The sequence below is a fragment of the Anaerobacillus sp. ABA4_114 genome (assembly GCF_056159065.1).
In genome coordinates this window covers 1892764-1908325 of sequence record NZ_JBSWUM010000001.1, presented here as the reverse complement: position 1 = coordinate 1908325, position 15562 = coordinate 1892764, and the positions used below count along the sequence as shown (strand labels likewise).

At 41.5% G+C, this 15562-nt stretch carries 16 protein-coding genes and 1 other RNA gene; 3 read left to right on the top strand and 14 right to left on the bottom strand.

Annotated features, from left to right (window positions below):
• Positions 1–53: 53 nt before the first annotated feature.
• Entirely contained in the window at positions 54–260 is a 207-nt protein-coding gene (gene yppF / locus ACXAEY_RS09670; protein ID WP_270182254.1) for a YppF family protein, read from the top strand.
• Between the two features lie 260 nt (positions 261–520).
• Here the strand turns inward: yppF and ACXAEY_RS09665 are convergent, their stop codons facing one another.
• Together ACXAEY_RS09665 and ACXAEY_RS09660 are read right to left on the bottom strand one after the other, a co-directional pair.
• Positions 521–790 (bottom strand): hypothetical protein, encoded by a 270-nt coding sequence (locus ACXAEY_RS09665; protein WP_270182255.1) that lies wholly within the window; start codon positions 788–790, stop codon positions 521–523.
• A 67-nt stretch (positions 791–857) separates the two neighbouring features.
• Positions 858–1142 carry a hypothetical protein gene (locus ACXAEY_RS09660; RefSeq protein ID WP_270182256.1) on the bottom strand — a complete coding sequence of 95 codons (285 nt, stop codon included), beginning with the start codon at positions 1140–1142 and terminating at the stop codon, positions 858–860.
• A gap of 114 nt (positions 1143–1256) precedes the next feature.
• Between ACXAEY_RS09660 and ACXAEY_RS09655 the strand changes: the two genes are divergently transcribed.
• Positions 1257–1496 carry a hypothetical protein gene (locus tag ACXAEY_RS09655; protein ID WP_224882825.1) on the top strand — a complete coding sequence of 80 codons (240 nt, stop codon included), beginning with the start codon at positions 1257–1259 and terminating at the stop codon, positions 1494–1496.
• A gap of 34 nt (positions 1497–1530) precedes the next feature.
• Here the strand turns inward: ACXAEY_RS09655 and ACXAEY_RS09650 are convergent, their stop codons facing one another.
• The 11 genes from ACXAEY_RS09650 to ACXAEY_RS09600 all read right to left on the bottom strand — a co-directional run bounded on the left by ACXAEY_RS09650 (position 1531) and on the right by ACXAEY_RS09600 (position 14497).
• On the bottom strand, positions 1531–2670 hold the full coding sequence (locus ACXAEY_RS09650) for a THUMP domain-containing class I SAM-dependent RNA methyltransferase (protein ID WP_270182257.1): 1140 nt from the start codon (positions 2668–2670) through the stop codon (positions 1531–1533).
• A gap of 130 nt (positions 2671–2800) precedes the next feature.
• An RNA gene (rnpB, locus tag ACXAEY_RS09645) (RNase P RNA component class B) lies at positions 2801–3193 on the bottom strand.
• Between the two features lie 155 nt (positions 3194–3348).
• Positions 3349–3672 carry a cell division regulator GpsB gene (gpsB, locus tag ACXAEY_RS09640; RefSeq protein WP_270182372.1) on the bottom strand — a complete coding sequence of 108 codons (324 nt, stop codon included), beginning with the start codon at positions 3670–3672 and terminating at the stop codon, positions 3349–3351.
• 76 nt (positions 3673–3748) lie between these two features.
• Positions 3749–4324 carry an SLOG family protein gene (locus ACXAEY_RS09635; RefSeq protein ID WP_270182258.1) on the bottom strand — a complete coding sequence of 192 codons (576 nt, stop codon included), beginning with the start codon at positions 4322–4324 and terminating at the stop codon, positions 3749–3751.
• 52 nt (positions 4325–4376) lie between these two features.
• Entirely contained in the window at positions 4377–4913 is a 537-nt protein-coding gene (locus ACXAEY_RS09630) for a CotD family spore coat protein (protein ID WP_270182259.1), read from the bottom strand.
• Positions 4914–5308: 395 nt separating this feature from the next.
• Positions 5309–6031: a 3'-5' exonuclease gene (locus ACXAEY_RS09625; protein WP_474811633.1), complete on the bottom strand. Its 723-nt coding sequence runs from the start codon at positions 6029–6031 to the stop codon at positions 5309–5311.
• Between the two features lie 2 nt (positions 6032–6033).
• Complete coding sequence (locus ACXAEY_RS09620; protein WP_270182261.1) at positions 6034–7938, bottom strand: DUF294 nucleotidyltransferase-like domain-containing protein; 1905 nt, start codon at positions 7936–7938, stop codon at positions 6034–6036.
• 9 nt (positions 7939–7947) lie between these two features.
• Positions 7948–9195, bottom strand: coding sequence for a ribonuclease H-like domain-containing protein (locus ACXAEY_RS09615; protein WP_474811630.1), 1248 nt, complete (start codon positions 9193–9195; stop codon positions 7948–7950).
• Positions 9196–9265: 70 nt separating this feature from the next.
• Positions 9266–11527, bottom strand: coding sequence for a DEAD/DEAH box helicase (locus tag ACXAEY_RS09610; protein ID WP_474811629.1), 2262 nt, complete (start codon positions 11525–11527; stop codon positions 9266–9268).
• Positions 11528–11659: 132 nt separating this feature from the next.
• A complete protein-coding gene (locus ACXAEY_RS09605; RefSeq protein ID WP_474811627.1) occupies positions 11660–12385 on the bottom strand; it encodes a nucleotidyltransferase domain-containing protein in 726 nt (241 codons plus the stop codon).
• A 51-nt stretch (positions 12386–12436) separates the two neighbouring features.
• On the bottom strand, positions 12437–14497 hold the full coding sequence (locus tag ACXAEY_RS09600; protein ID WP_474811625.1) for a thioredoxin domain-containing protein: 2061 nt from the start codon (positions 14495–14497) through the stop codon (positions 12437–12439).
• Positions 14498–14638: 141 nt separating this feature from the next.
• On the opposite strand from ACXAEY_RS09600, the gene ACXAEY_RS09595 reads away from it, so the two are divergent.
• Positions 14639–14896 (top strand): hypothetical protein, encoded by a 258-nt coding sequence (locus ACXAEY_RS09595; RefSeq protein ID WP_270182266.1) that lies wholly within the window; start codon positions 14639–14641, stop codon positions 14894–14896.
• Positions 14897–14927: 31 nt separating this feature from the next.
• Here ACXAEY_RS09595 and ACXAEY_RS09590 read toward each other — a convergent pair whose 3' ends face one another.
• Positions 14928–15479, bottom strand: a complete 552-nt coding sequence (locus ACXAEY_RS09590; RefSeq protein ID WP_270182267.1) for a hypothetical protein — start codon at positions 15477–15479, stop codon at positions 14928–14930.
• Between the last annotated feature and the right edge of the window lie 83 nt (positions 15480–15562).

The window sequence follows — 15562 nt, the reverse complement described above, 5'->3', positions numbered from 1 at the left end:
AAATCTCATGTTATCCTTTTTGTAAGGAAAACTAGTTCAAGGAGGGGTCTAGATTGTCTATCAATAGTCTGATCAAAACATTCGAACAAGTTAAAGGTAAAGAGCCATCTACTGCGGACGAGCTGCTCGATTTCGCTCAGGTGAATTACTTAAATGGCAACATGTCATTGCATGAGTATCAATGCTGCTTTAAGGAATTACATGCACAAGGTGCTAAAAAGCCCGAATATTTCTCTGAGAAAGAACTGAGAACAACTTAATCCCTCTATGTAACTATCCTACCATAACCTGGTATACGATTAACTAAGAATACGAAAAAAGACATAGGATAAATCCTATGTCTTTTTTTAATGCTGTAATGTAATTTCGAGAGTAGTAAACCGGTCGTTCAAGCACTCGGGGCACTCCTTTTCTGACCGCTTCAACAAAGAACAACATTGTATACAATACTTCATATCCATTCCTCCATATATCCAATGAGGTTCTTTTTCCCTATTTTAAGAAGTTCAAAACAGCTAGATTACATACCTGCGCTTCCGCTAGAGAAAATAGCGATCACCATGCCTATAAGTGCGATTGTACCTATGATCGAAAGAATCGATAGTACAACGAAAATCCAACCCGCTACTTTACGATCCGTCTTAATCAAGTAGATCCCTAATGGTAGAAGTGTAAATAAAAATCCTAATATCCCCCAAAGCCATGGGTTTTTGCCATGTTTAGGTGCATCGATAGCAAGATACACAGCAACAATAATCGGAACTAGAAAACTAAAAATGCTTAACTCCATTTCCATATCCCCCTTTCTATTGAGTCCACTAAAAACGATACATGAAAATAACGTACACGTCCATCAATCATTTTTTAGAAATAACGATAAAGTTATTCACCACGCCCACCGTTGTAATGACAGTACCATCTATATGTTTCGTTTTGTAAATCGAGAAAACGAACCAATCTGTCCGAGCAGTGTTTGCAGTAAGATACGGAACTACCGCAAGATCTACCCCGATCTCCACTAATTTATTTTGATCCTTTTTCAATTCATCAGCCGCCCACTGCACATAATCTTCAGACTGAGGATTCACCAAGAACAACCCTAGCACAATAAAAACAAAAAGATAAAACCCAGTTTTCTTCATACCTTCCCTCCCCAAATAATTCTCAATACTAAATTTATACGTATTCGGTTGTTTACATGCAGGTTGTTCCCGGGTAGAGGATACTATAACGCAATTAGATAGGAGGAGTTAATCATGAGACAACACCGAATCAACACACTTAAACCTGGAGAACATTATACCGCAAAAGAACTTGATAGCTTCGTATCGACGACGGACGTTGTACTACTAGCAAGTAATGCTTCCCAACTTTTTTCAGATCCTGAGAGGGAATATAAAGTAGTGAATGAATTGGAAGGTTTTTTTGAACATTCCTCTGATGACGGGGAAAAGTATTTCCGAGATAAACGAGCGTATATCGTAGAAAAAGTATAAACAAAACCCCCAGCACATGCTGGGGGTTTCTTCATTACTTCTTAGGCGGTCTAGGTCCAAAGAACTGATAATAGTGGGTTTTAATATCACCGTTATAAAGCTTACGGTTCTTTGTAGACTTCTTGCCGTATAACTCTTCAAATTTTGGATGAGATGTTAAGATATAGATCGACCACGTGTCGAGACGATCGCGGAACGCTCGTCCCATGTCTTTGTACATTTGTTCGACTTCTTCTCGATCTCCAAGTCTCTCACCGTATGGAGGGTTACCGATCAAACAACCGTATTCCATCTTAGAACTCACGTCAGAAACCTGCATCTGCTTGAACTGAAGCATATCACCGAAACCAGCTTCTAATGCATTGTTCTTTGAGAGTTCGACCATCTTCGGATCAAGGTCACTTCCAAAGATATGAAGCGGCTGATCATATTTAGCAAGGTCTTCTGTTTCAATCATCGCTTCTTCCCATCGCTTTTTCCCGATCCACGCCCAATCTTCTGAAGCAAACTCTCTGTTAAAGCCTGGGGCGATATTCTGCCCGATCATCGCCGCTTCGATTGGAAGCGTACCTGATCCACAAAAAGGATCCATGAAGGGCTTGTCAGCATTCCAGTTTGTGAGCATGATCATCGCTGCTGCCATCGTCTCTTTCAACGGAGCTGCACTGTGATGATAACGGTATCCCCTTCGATGTAAACCTTTACCACTCGTATCGATTGTAAGGGTTGCAGTATCTTTATGAATAGCAACCTCTATCTTAAAGAGCGGACCGTCTTCATCAAACCATGAAACGTTGTATTTCTCTTTCATACTCTCTACGATCGCTTTTTTTACGATAGCCTGGCAATCCGGCACACTATATAACGTTGATTTAACCGATTTACCCGAAACAGGGAACTCCGCATTTTCTGGCAAGAGATCGCCCCATGGTAAAGCTTTTGTTGCCTCAAATAGTTCATCAAAGGTTGTTACTTTAAATTCCCCGACCTTCAACTTGACGCGATCGGCTGTTCTTAGCCAATAGTTTGATCTGCAAATACCGAGCTCATCGCTTTCATATGTAACTTTTCCATTATCGACACGTACGTTTTCAAAACCTAAATCTTTTACTTCTCGACCAACAAGAGATTCAAGACCCATTGTAGCCGTTGCAATCAGTTCATATTTTGCCATTCTATTCAACTCCGATCGTATGACTGCATCTTTCTAAGATGTACCCCGTACATTTTTTCGACTTAATCATACAGGAATTCCTCTAAACATGCAAAAAAGCCCTTTGCGGGGCTTTTCAAAGTAGATAACGTTCTGTAAGCCATGTTCTGTTCCATTGTACTGCAAACGGGTCTCCCCTCGCACTCAGGTGGTAATCATCTATCTCCAGACGCGTCCTCCGTCTGGCTTTCTATCCGTTAAATTCCTTCAAGAAAGCTCCCCTACCATAATTTGGGTTTCTCGCTCGTGGGGTTTACCTCGTTCCACTCTTAATGTTTCCATTAAGACTTCGTCACTGTGGCACTTTCAGAGTATTCAGGCCGTATCTCGAAAGACTTAGGCCTTTTCCCCGCCGTTAGCCCGAATGGACTACCCTGACTTATTGTTTCATCAGGCACGAACACTACGATCATCTCAGATCGTGCGAGCATGGACTTTCCTCTACATAAGAGATAAGACTCCTATGCAGCGATTACCCGAACGTTATCTTTATTAGGACAACAAACTTCATTATAGCTTAATTCGATGGATTTTGCAAGAATACCTTATTATCTTGTTTTGGACTAATATTTTTATACGTAAAGTACGGTAATTGAAATTTATCTACTTCTCAGAAAAAAAACCACCTGTTTTGGCGGTTTATTCGTATAGTTTGCTTCCAAATACGTGCTTCTCCAAGTTAGATAAACGTTTCAAAATATCATAGTTAGTATTGCCTGGTTGAGTTTGAGAACGCGTTTGTTGGCGTTTTTGTTGCTCAGACATGCGGTCCATTTCTCTTCTTAAACGCGTGTTTTCTTGGCGAAGATGATCGATTTCATTCTCGAAATTCTCGTAGTCTTTGATCACAACATCTAAAAACTTGTCTACATCATCTTGGTCATACCCACGAAAACCACTCTTAAAGTCTTTTTCAAGAATATCTTTAGCTGTTAATTGTAACGATTGCTGTTCTGCCATAATATCACCTCAGTATGTACACTGTTTTTTGTCTTTATTTTATTCTTCCAAAAGTCTTTCAACTTGTCAATTGGAATGTTTACTGACTGTAAAAATCTGGGTCGCTCTCCTGCAAGTCCTGCTGCAGCAAATCAAGATCGATAGGGGTTATCGTATAAACTTCGTATTCACTTTGCTGTTTCTTTCTGTTGTCCGCTTCTTTTAAATAAAAATCCGGTGATCCTGGCGTATCTTCATCATAAAGAATGAGCATAGCATCGCTTTTTTTAACCAAAAATTCGTTCTTTGCCTTCAGTTGGCCAGGATTTTCATAAGGTCGATTCGTGATGGACTCAACGAAATCAGCCTCTGACATTATCATTTGATAATACTCCTGAGTTGATTCTTTCCATTTCGTTTCCTGATCAAGAAACGGAGTTAACACAGCTAATTTAAGGTCTGGATATTCTTCTCGTAAATCGAGCGCTACTTCCCCCGCCCATAGCTCGACGCCAGTCTGGCCACTGATGAGTATCCATTCAAACTCCATGTCTTCGATCAGCTGAGAGATCCTGATCCGTAAAGCTTCCTTGATGATATGTAATCCGGGATGATCGTCATTAAAAATGCCTATCTCGTGAGCTTTATACCCTGTAACGAGCAATACGTTAGCCATCGTTTCCACTCCTATTAAAAAACGAACTGGGATCCAGTTCGTTTTGTTGTAATTATCTTCTTCTCTTTTGAGCCGGGCCGCCTGGACCTTGCATTGCTCCAGCCACTTGTGATGGGTCTTGCCCCATTCCAGCTGGCATAGCACCTGTAGGTCTTGGTGGTGGATAATTGTTCGTATGCGAAGCCAATACTTCGTCAGACTGCGTTAGTGGGTAAACATGGTTGTGCTCATACATATGATGATGAACGTTCTTAATGTGTGTAGGATGAATGTGTTCTACTTGATGCTTGTAGCAGTAGTTCTTTACACATTGCTTTGTCGGATAGACAAATGGACCTGTTGGACAAGGACCTTGATTGGCTGGACTTACTTGCCCATTTCCACCTTTCATAGCAGGACTAACTTGATGTGGCATATTTGCATTTGGCCCCTGCATCGCCGGGCTCACTTGATTCGGCATATTTGCATTCGGACCTTGCATAGCAGGCATGACCTGGTTTGGCATGTTTGCGTTCGGACCATGCATACTAGGACTTACCTGATTAGGCATGTTACCGTTTGGACCCATGTGATCATTACGTCTAAACATTTAGTAGGTTCCCCCTTCTAGAATATAGATTTCCCTACTAATTTATGTAACCACATGCGTACATGTACTGTGTGTTTGTCCTTATTTGCCGTTTGAAACGCTCGGAAACCGCCTATTTTTGTTGGACGATTTCAGAATCATCGTATAATTGAGCAGACTCGCTGATTTCACTCATAACTACTACCGTTAATGCAATCACTACAAAAAACAAAACCATTATGACCTGTTTCACTTTCCATCTCTCCATTACGTTAATGCTAAACAAAATGTTTTTTCCTATTCAAAGTTACAACAAGTTACGACAAATGTAAACGCAGAAATGACAAGTTTTTACTTAGATTTCGTCGAATTGCACAATATTATGCGCTTACCCGGGAAATGATTAGTAAGAATGGTTATTTCCTGCCAAATACCAGATTTTCTCGCTGTATTCGAGCCTTTATTTCCTCATCTAGTGTTTTCTCGACATGAAGCTTTGAGAATAGCTTCAAACACAACTCCGCAGTCATCTTTGCATCGTTCAACGCATGATGTCGTTCATGCCGTTCGATATTTAACTTGCGGATCAACGAATCAAGCTGAGGATTTCCTGATGGAAATACTTCCTTCGCTAGTGCTTCAGAGTCTAAATAAGGTGGTAAATAATCTGGTAAATTCCACTTTTGAACGAGCGCTTGCAGAACATACACATCGAACTTTACGGGGTGCGCGATGAGCGTTGTGCCTTCACTAAAGGAAATGAATTCTTCAAGAGCTTCTAAAAATGACCAACCAGCTCTTATCTCTCCGATGGATAACCCTGTTAGTTGTCTAACGAACCTCGGCACTTTATTAAACGGTCGGACGATTCGATAAAACGATTCCTCTAATATTCGACCTTCTACAAGATCAATTTTTACAGCTCCAATCGAAATAACTTCATCACCGATCGCAGGATAGAACCCCGTTGTCTCTAAGTCGAATACTGTAAAATACCTCACGCTCTCCTGCTGATATTCAGGCAGCTTTTCTTCAAGCCGTTTATAGACGGGTGAGTCGATTTCCTTTCGCATCTTCTTTTTCCATTTTCGTCGGTTGAACACTAAATATTTTATTAACTTGTATCCTATTGAAGGCATAACTAAATACTCCGATTCCTACGGAAGCTCAGTTCACTTACTTGCTGCATACGCTTTGCAACTAGGAGCGCTTCCCTCATTTTCCTTCTTTCTTCCTTATCCCATTCCATGGGCTTGACGCTGTTTGTGATCTCGATGCCTCTACTTAACTGGTGGAGGTTTTGCCTGATCCTGAAACTATAGAGATAATGAAGTGCTGTTTCGATGTTGATTACATCCCGATGGTGAAAGATTTCCTTTTTCTTCAATGCGTGTAATCGTTTGATGGTATTCACTTCTTCAACACCATACTTCATGGCAAAGATTCGAATTCCGTTTACGATCTGCATAATCGCTGATTTTTTCAGATCGAGCGTCTTTTCCTTTCCACGAAGCTGAAGCTTCCCAATCGGATTCAACGGTACACGGAACCGAATCGTATCTTTCATCAGAAGCATTTGAAGAGTTTGGGCACGTTTGATCTTGCTCGTTATCGCATGCCGTAAACTTCTTGATAAATCAAAATCACCATATACCGGTCTGAAGTCCATAAAGATTGTAAAGTTACGAATTTCTTCTGCATCAGTTTCGGTGATCCATCTATTTACCTCTTTTTTCCAATTCGTCAGCGATCTTCTCCATTTCTCATTTTGTGCCATTATCCCGCCAGAACACTCTGGTAATCCACATTCTGTTAATTTTCTATTGATCTTTGCAGATAACTTGCTAAAGTAAGAGTCAATTTCTTTTCTATGAGCAAGGTGCTCATAATCGTCAATGATCATGCCATTATCTTGATCAGTGCTGAACGCCTGTTCTTTTCTCCCTTCGCTTCCCATGACGATAAAGCAGTAATTGACGGGAGGTCGTCCATACCCTTCCTTGATCATTTCTTTTTCAGCTAGAAGAATCACTCTTCTATGGATCTCATCATTGTAATTGGACATCATCTCGCAGATTTCGTACCCCAGTGTGTTTGCTTCGAGCAGCTCTTCGATGAAGGAATGAAATTCCTTGTGATTTGGCGGAGAAAGATCCACGATTTCTTGGAGTTCTTTCGCACGTGATAATCGATAGGATAGGTCAAGATACGCCGATTCTTGAATGCCTAGGAACGATTTTGCAGATACCATCCCAACGAGCTTATCTCGCTTTACAACAGGTAGAAGAGATACTTTGTGAAATTTTAAATATGCGAGAGCCTCATAACTAAATGCATCTTCCTCAACAAGGTTGGGGTTTTGATACATCCACTTATGAATGGGATCTTGAAAATCCCCACGTGTGAACGCGTTAAATAACTCGAGAGGCGTAACCGTCCCCATTACACTTTCTCCATCTTCGCTCACGATCACGCCATCATAATTCTTCGTTCTAAATAATTCAGCGGTTTCTAGAACGCTGTAGGTAGGTGGGATCGTCACTTTCGAATCCATGATCGAGCTCACTCTTGTACGGTAGAGAGCAATGTTTTCCCCTTCTGTCTCACGGTCCCGCTCCTGCTTGATCTCATCATACAGGCTTCTCATCCGCTCACCGATCGTGTCGAGAACATTGTGTGAGAAAGTAGGATTCTCCGTCATGATCTTCAGCATAACTTCCTTCTTAATGCGGATGACTTCACAATCATCATTGGCTTGTACAGAGAACGTCATCGTTTCATCTGTCAGCATAATCATGAGCCCGATTAAGTCTCCTGGATAATAGAAGCGCATCGTGGCTTGTTGGCCGTTCGACTTATGAACGATGTTCTTTGCAATACCTGATACTAATAAATAAAGCGCATCTGCATCCTCATCTTCATGGTACAGAAATTGCCCTTTATGGTAGGTGGAGAAGCGAGCTGATGCGATCAATTCCTCAACTTCTGCGTCGCTAAGTGAGTGAAATGGTTCCTTTTTCTTTAATACGTCATAAAAGTCCTGCATAATAACCTCCTACCGTCTACGTGCTTCTTTCTGCTCTAATCGTTCGATTCGTTTCATGTACTGTATTCGTTCAGCCTCAGCTTTATCTTTTAGTATTCGTTTCTTACTCTTCCACTTTTGGTAGCCTAATAAAGCATGATGAAGCGCCTGTTCATAGTCTTTCTCTTTATGCTCATAATATTTGGCAAGCTCGATGTCACTTTCTTCATCGTTCGTGTCTTCCGATAACTCGATCCAAATTGGAAGTGACTTTGCTAGGTCGCCTTGCTTTTTATGAATTTTTGCAAGAGCTTTCTTTGCATCTCGATCATATTTCCCGTCGATCGAAAGCTGATAAAGTGATGCTGCATGATCGTCTTCACCTACAGCTTCCCACCATCTTGCAGATTGAAACTGCTCCATTGCAGATAAATGATGTCCTCTATTGTCCAATAATAAGTTGGACATATGAATATAGAGTGTAATCAATGAGAGAATGTCTTCCTCATTGTGTTTCATCACGCTCGAAATTAAGTCTGGATCAGGATCCTTTACGAACTCAAAGTAAAGCATAGGAGCTAAATATCCAGGTGTATCTTCTTTACGAATGAAGTCGAGCTTCTGCTGCTCCACGTTCGATAGCCTCACGGATTCCATTTCGTTCTTCCAAAATCTTCGTGCTCCGTGAAGAAGATCAAAGTGTCCGAACTGTGGAAGCTTCGGAACTTGTTCACGGATAAGTGTATGCCTTGTTTTCACCTGCGGCCAATCGAATGCTTTCCCGTTATACGTGACAAGGTTTTTCAAATGTTGAACATCATCGAGAAAGGCCTTATACATCGGCACTTCTCTACCTGGACCTGGTAGAAAGTATTGATTCATTGAAATTCCTTCATTCGTATACTGACAGTACCCTAGAAGAAAAATCGTATTTCCAACTCCGCCACCAAGGCCTGTCGTTTCAGTATCGAAAAATAAAAGATCACTTGGATTAAGGTTTTTTGATGAAAGTGGATGAGCTCTGTGAAAATTGTTCCACCTCTCGATCACACGTTCAAGCTCATTGAATACATAACGACCATGTTGATGGTCCTTCGGATAAGTCTTCTTTCTCACGATCGCATACTCATCGTCAAAAAAGAACGGCTCAGAATCAAGGCTCGTCCATTTCTCAAGGTGAGGCACAGTGAGTGTAGGTTCGACCGCTTTCACTTCTTCTTTCTTTTCATCGGTGTTGATATGCTTTTTCATTCTATTTAATTTTGCTTTAAGTGACATAAACGTTCACCTCTTACAAATTTAGAAGCAAGAGGCGCTAACCTACTCGCGCCCCTCTTGTGATGGAGGATCATCGCTCTTCCATCAGTCTTCTAAGTAGTCTCATACTCAATTCTTTCGCATTGCTCGCCTCATGTTCTGTTCCGATACATGCAGGACAACCGTCCTCGCATGGACAGTTTCGAATAAGGTTCTCAGCTGAAGTGACGAGTTCCTCAAATCGCTTATATAGTTCATCCGAGAGGCCGATTCCACCAGGATAACGATCGTACAGGAAGATTGTTGGCAAATTGTTGTGTGTTGCCTTGATCTGAGGAACAACGTGGACATCGTTTTGATCACACATCACGAGTACTGGAACAACGTGTTTAATCACGTTCGAAATGCCTGAGAGGATCTGTTCCATCGTTTTTGTACCGAGCTGATCTTTATCTTCTTTTAAGCTAACCCATGTCGATGTCGTGTGCAGCTCTTCCTCTGGCAAATGTATTGGCCCTGAACCGATATTCTCAAACGTACTTAACTTGATTTTCTTAAATATGGTAGGCATCGCATTCACTGTAACATCTCCGAATCCAACGGTAGTGGAATCGTGCTCAGAAAGTTTGTCTTCTTCTAATACTTTTAAGCTAACTGCAAGGTTCGCATCTGTAAAATATTCCACGTCTACTTGGCGCACATAAGCTTTCTTCTCATCCCAGTCCAACTCTTCCACTTGATACTGTATACCCTGGTGCAAGTAGATGGCTTCATCATGAAGCAGGGTCATAGCGCTGAAACGATCCATTTCACCGATGACGATATGATCCGCTACGTTCGACTGATCGATGATCACGACGTTTTCTTGTGAAGCAGACCTGAGGCTGATGTTGTGAGCTGGGAACGAGTCATTCATCCAATAATACTTATCTCCCTTATGATGCAACAAGTTCTCTTCAGCGAGGTATTCGAGTATATCTTCTATTTCCATCGATCCAAAACGGTCATCTTGTTTAAAGGGAAGTTCGTAAGCTGCACATTTCACATGGTCGACAAGAATGACTAAGTTGTCGGGATTGATCCTTGCAGATTCTGGCGGCCGTTCAAAAAAGTATTCTGGGTGCTGAACGATGTACTGATCGATTGGCGTTGATCCAGCGACCATGATGATCAACGACTCTTCCTGTCTTCTTCCCGCTCTACCCGCTTGCTGCCATGTGCTCGCAACACTTCCTGGGTAGCCTGTCATAACGCAGACTTGAAGCTGTCCTATATCAACACCTAATTCTAGTGCATTCGTACTTACGACTCCCATGATGTCGCCGCTACGAAGCCCACGCTCGATCTCTCTCCTTTGTTTAGGAAGATACCCGCCTCGATAACCTCTTATCGATTTAGGTCCGATGTCTTTTTTAACTAGCTCCTGTAGATGACTTAAAATGATTTCAACTCTGACACGACTTTTTGCGAAGACGATCGTTTGAATCTTATTTTTCAAGAAGTCTTTTGCGATACGATTTACTTCTACGGTAGCGCTCTTTCTAATATTGAGTGGCTGGTTTACAATCGGCGGATTATAAAAAACAAAGTGTTTTCTGCCGCGAGGTGCACCGTTGTTTTCTATAAGAGACATCGGTTTCTCTGTCAATTGTTCTGCAAGCTCTTTTGGGTTAGCAATCGTTGCGGACGTGCAAACGAAAATCGGGTCACTGCCATAGAAGTTGCAAATACGTTTTAAGCGCCTGATCACGTTTGCGACGTGACTTCCGAATACGCCTTTATACGTATGAAGTTCATCGATCACAATGTACTTTAGGTTCTCAAATAGAGACACCCACTTCGTGTGGTGAGGAAGAATAGCAGAATGCAGCATATCTGGGTTCGTGATTACGATATGCCCCGCCTTTCTCACAACCTGTCTAATATTGGGGGACGTGTCACCATCGTACGTATAGCTCTTAATATCGATTCCCATATCATCGATTATCTCCGTCAGCTCACTCCGCTGATCTTGCGCAAGAGCTTTCGTTGGAAACAAATAAAGCGCACGGCTATTTTCATCTTCAGCGATCGATTGGAGCACGGGAAGGTTATAACAAAGCGTCTTACCAGATGCAGTTGGCGTAACGGCTACTATACTATTTCCATTTTGAACTTCATTGTAAGCATCATACTGGTGAGTATAAAGCTGTTCGATTCCCCTCTTAAGAAGGGCACTTTGTATTCGATTATCAAGTGACTCAGGCATCTCTCTCATCTTGGCAGGTTCCGGTTCGATCTCATGCCAATGAGCGATGTTTTCATCTTGCTTTAAATCATGTATTAATGTTTCTAACGTTTGTTTTCTATTCATCGCTTTCACCTCAATGTTCTATGCCTATTGTAGCGAATGTCTGTTTGCAATTCTACCTATAAGCAATAGAAAAAGAGGCAGAACGCCTCTTTATTACACTTCCAATTCGCTTTGAACAGATGTAAAACCTTTTTAGTCGTTTTCGATGAGTTCTCGATACAGATGATCCACTTTTTCTCTATTGATCTCATGCATCGGTAGTTCTTTTGCTTTCTCTTCATAAACGTTTAGCTGTTGTTCCAGAAAGTCTGAAACCAGATTATCATGTTGAATCACTTTTCGATTGAGAAGATCTGTACATGTAACCTTCATTCGATTTGGTATCGTCGACCATTGTAGGAGCTCATGAACTTCTTTATCCGGTATACGTTTACAGGCATAGATCCATTCCGTAAACAGAACTGACTTAAGCACATATAACAGGTGTTTTTGTTTTCCTGACTCACGGTAATTTGTAAGGTTTTTCTTCCCCATCTTCGTGTAATGAAACATGACCGGCTTTAGCTGAATCATCTCACCCGCAAGTTCGCGTACACAGTGAAACGAGTCACTTTCTTGATAAATGATCGGCGATTGAAGCCACTCCAATAATGTTGGATTCGATTTCGTTAAAAGACCTAGTGCTTTCTTTATATCCCAACCGTGCAACTCTACTTCATCAGCCGCCTTTTCAATCACATCACTTCTTTGAAAAAGAGTAAGATACCACTCTTTCTCATGTACATATATGAACCTTACATCATAATCGCTCTCTGCCTTATCATATCCCCACGCGCGACTTCCCGCTTCACATGCAAACAAGATGTGCACGTTGTTCTCTTTTTCAATTAAAGCGAGCGCTTCTCTAATACGATTCATACATAGCCCACCTTAAGAAAAGCTACCGAGCGATAACCCGATAGCTTTACTCTATTTTAGCTTATTTATAATGTGATCAATTTCTGATGTCGGCATACTGCACGTAAAGTTCTCACAGAGATAAACCACTGTTTCTCTCTGCTTTTCAAACTCAGAAGCGAATGTTGCCGCTTCTCGTAATTTAGTAGGATTATCAGTTACAAGAACCGTAAGTTCAGGTAAAAATTCACGTTGGAAAAATGTCTGTACTTTCCTTGTCTTCTCATCCTCTTGTTCACCGATCACAACTGCTTCCTTCGGAGAAGAAACTGTGAGCAGCTTACTCATTAAGAAATAGGCATGTCCACTTGGATACGAGGTTACATCTCCTGCGAATGCTGTGAACATTTTATTTCCCCATTCTTCATACTTCGTTTCACCTGTTAGCTTTGAGAGTCGTAGGAGTTGAAGAGCCGCAACGCTGTTTCCAGACGGCAACGCCCCATCATGGACGTCTTTTGGCCTTGCAATTAATTCATCTGCGTCATGGCCGTAAAGATAGAAGCCGCCTACTTCTTCATCCCAGAATAAACGGTTCATCTCATCTGCCATGTGCTTCGCTTTTACTAGATACGTCGTTTCGAAACTTGCTTCATATAGTTCATTAAGAGCCCAAAGGCCATACGCATAATCATCATGGAAAGCCTTATGTTTTACTTCCCCATCTCGATATCTAGCCATAAGGCGGCCTTCAACAACAAGGTTTGTTTCAATGAACGAATAGGCTCGTGCAGCATATTCTTTGTATTCGTCGTTATCAAATACTTTGCCAGCTTTTGCGAATGCAGCGACCATCAGCATGTTCCAACTTGTTAAGATCTTATCGTCTTTATAAGGATGAACACGCTTCTTTCGTTCAGTATACAGCTTCTTCCTAGCTTCACTTAGAATCGAGCGAAACTCCTCTTCTGAATAGCCGTGTGTCTCAGCCTGCTTTGTTATCGTAGTTTTTATCAAGTTCGGTATGTTTTTACCTTCAAAATTCCCTTTTTCAGTCACATCATAAGTCGAAGCAACGAATTCTCCTACTTCCTCTCCAAGAACTTTGATGACTTCTTCTTTTGTCCAAACGTAAAATTTCCCCTCTTCACCTTCGGAGTCGGCATCTTCTGCAGAGTAGAATGCACCTTCGTTTGACGTCATATCCCTTTTTACATACTCGAGGACTTGTTGCGCAATTTCCTTATAACGTTCGTTTCCAGTCGCTTGATACCCTTCTGTATAGGTCATCGCGAGCATCGCATTGTCATAGAGCATCTTCTCAAAGTGTGGCACAAGCCATTCTTGATCGACGGCATAGCGAGCAAAACCATACCCAATGTGGTCATAAATGCCGCCGTTTGCCATCCCATCGAGCGTCCTCGTTACCATCGTCGTAGCCAATTCGTTATCAAATGTACGCGCAAAGCGCAACAAGTACATCAGCATGTGTGGAGAAGGGAATTTAGGCGTCGTCCCAAACCCACCAAAAATTGTATCAAACATATTTTGCATCTGGTCAAAGGCTGTATGAAGCGGTTCTTCAGAAAGAGAAGAACCTTCTGACTTCATTCGTTCTTGAAGAGACTGCGTGATTTGATCGCCGATTCTCGTAATCTTCTCTGGATTCGACTTGTACTGTTCAGAGAGCTGCATGATCGCATCCTTAAAACCAGGAATGTTATAGCGGCTTTCTATAGGAAAATATGTTCCTGCATAAAATGGCTTTTGATCTGGAGTTACGAAGACATTGAGCGGCCAGCCACCTTGTCCTGTTAATCCCTGACAAACTTTCATATAGATCGAATCGATATCTGGGCGTTCTTCCCGATCTACTTTGATCGCTACGAACCGCTCATTTAAGAGTTTCGCTGTTTCAACATCTTCAAAGCTCTCCCGCTCCATCACATGACACCAATGACACGTCGAATAACCGATCGACACCAACACTGGCTTATTTTCACGCTTCGCTTTTTCGAACGCTTCCTCTCCCCATGGATACCAATCGACGGGATTGTGTGCGTGCTGAAGTAAATACGGCGACTTTTCATCGATCAGCTTATTCACGAATTGATTCTTTCCATCTTCACTCATACCTTCACCTCTCACATTTTTGTATTAAGTGTATCAATAAAACGAATGGATGATAAAGCCTGACTTGTCAACTTTTTCATTAAGAGTATTAGCATGTCCTCTTCCTCTTGCATACTCTAGTAACGTAAGGAGGTGGATTTTGTGAAGCATAGCAAACCTTATTTTAAGAGACTGCCTCAGCGTCCTCGTCTTGCGAGCGACCGTTCTTATAGCTCGAATACAGGTGGAGAATCGAGAGGGGACTGTTCAAGATTCTGTTCATCTGTCTGTCGTAGGTTATTTCCATTCAGCTTTAATCAATGTGTTAGAGATTGTCAATCATGTCAAACCGGGTTGCTCTTTGAAACTGACGAAGAGTACCTAGGTGAAGACGATGAAGATATGAAAGACGAAGATTAATAGAAAAAAGTCACCATGATGGTGACTTTTTTTATCTTCCTTTCCCGTAAAGCTCTGTCACGCCCCACACCTTGTCATGACCATTGTACTGATTTAGGGCGATATCTAAATCATGAAAATAACGATGGAGTTTCTTAATGTGGTTTGCACCAGGTTTTTCAAGATAACGAAGTGCGTACGTTTTAATCTCTTTTAAATCTTTTACGAGATCTTTGTTTTCTGATTCTGTCTCTATGTAATGGTTTGCATGAATGATGACGTTGATTGCTTTTTCACTTTGTACGTTATCATCTAAATCTTTTATACCACCGTATCCAGCTGTTTCGTTATAAAACCCGTGCGTAAGAGAAATAAACTCTTTAATGTTATCAAACTGTGGTTCAGAAATCACTTTAGCTTCTAATTCTCTTAGCTCTTCAGTCGATAACCTCTCATCTTGCGCCACCGCTTCATTCGGGGTGGCTACAAAACTACCTTGCGTTGACTTCACTTCCTTATCCAAGGAAAAAATATAATATGCTGTTAACGCAAGCGTCAGTATCGATGCTACGCCAAGCCAAACAACCACCGTTTTTGTTTTCATAGATTCCCCTCTCATGTGCCTTTTTAACTAGTTTATCCAACAAAAGGAAATCGCACAAGGTGTTGACAGACAATTCGAAAAGC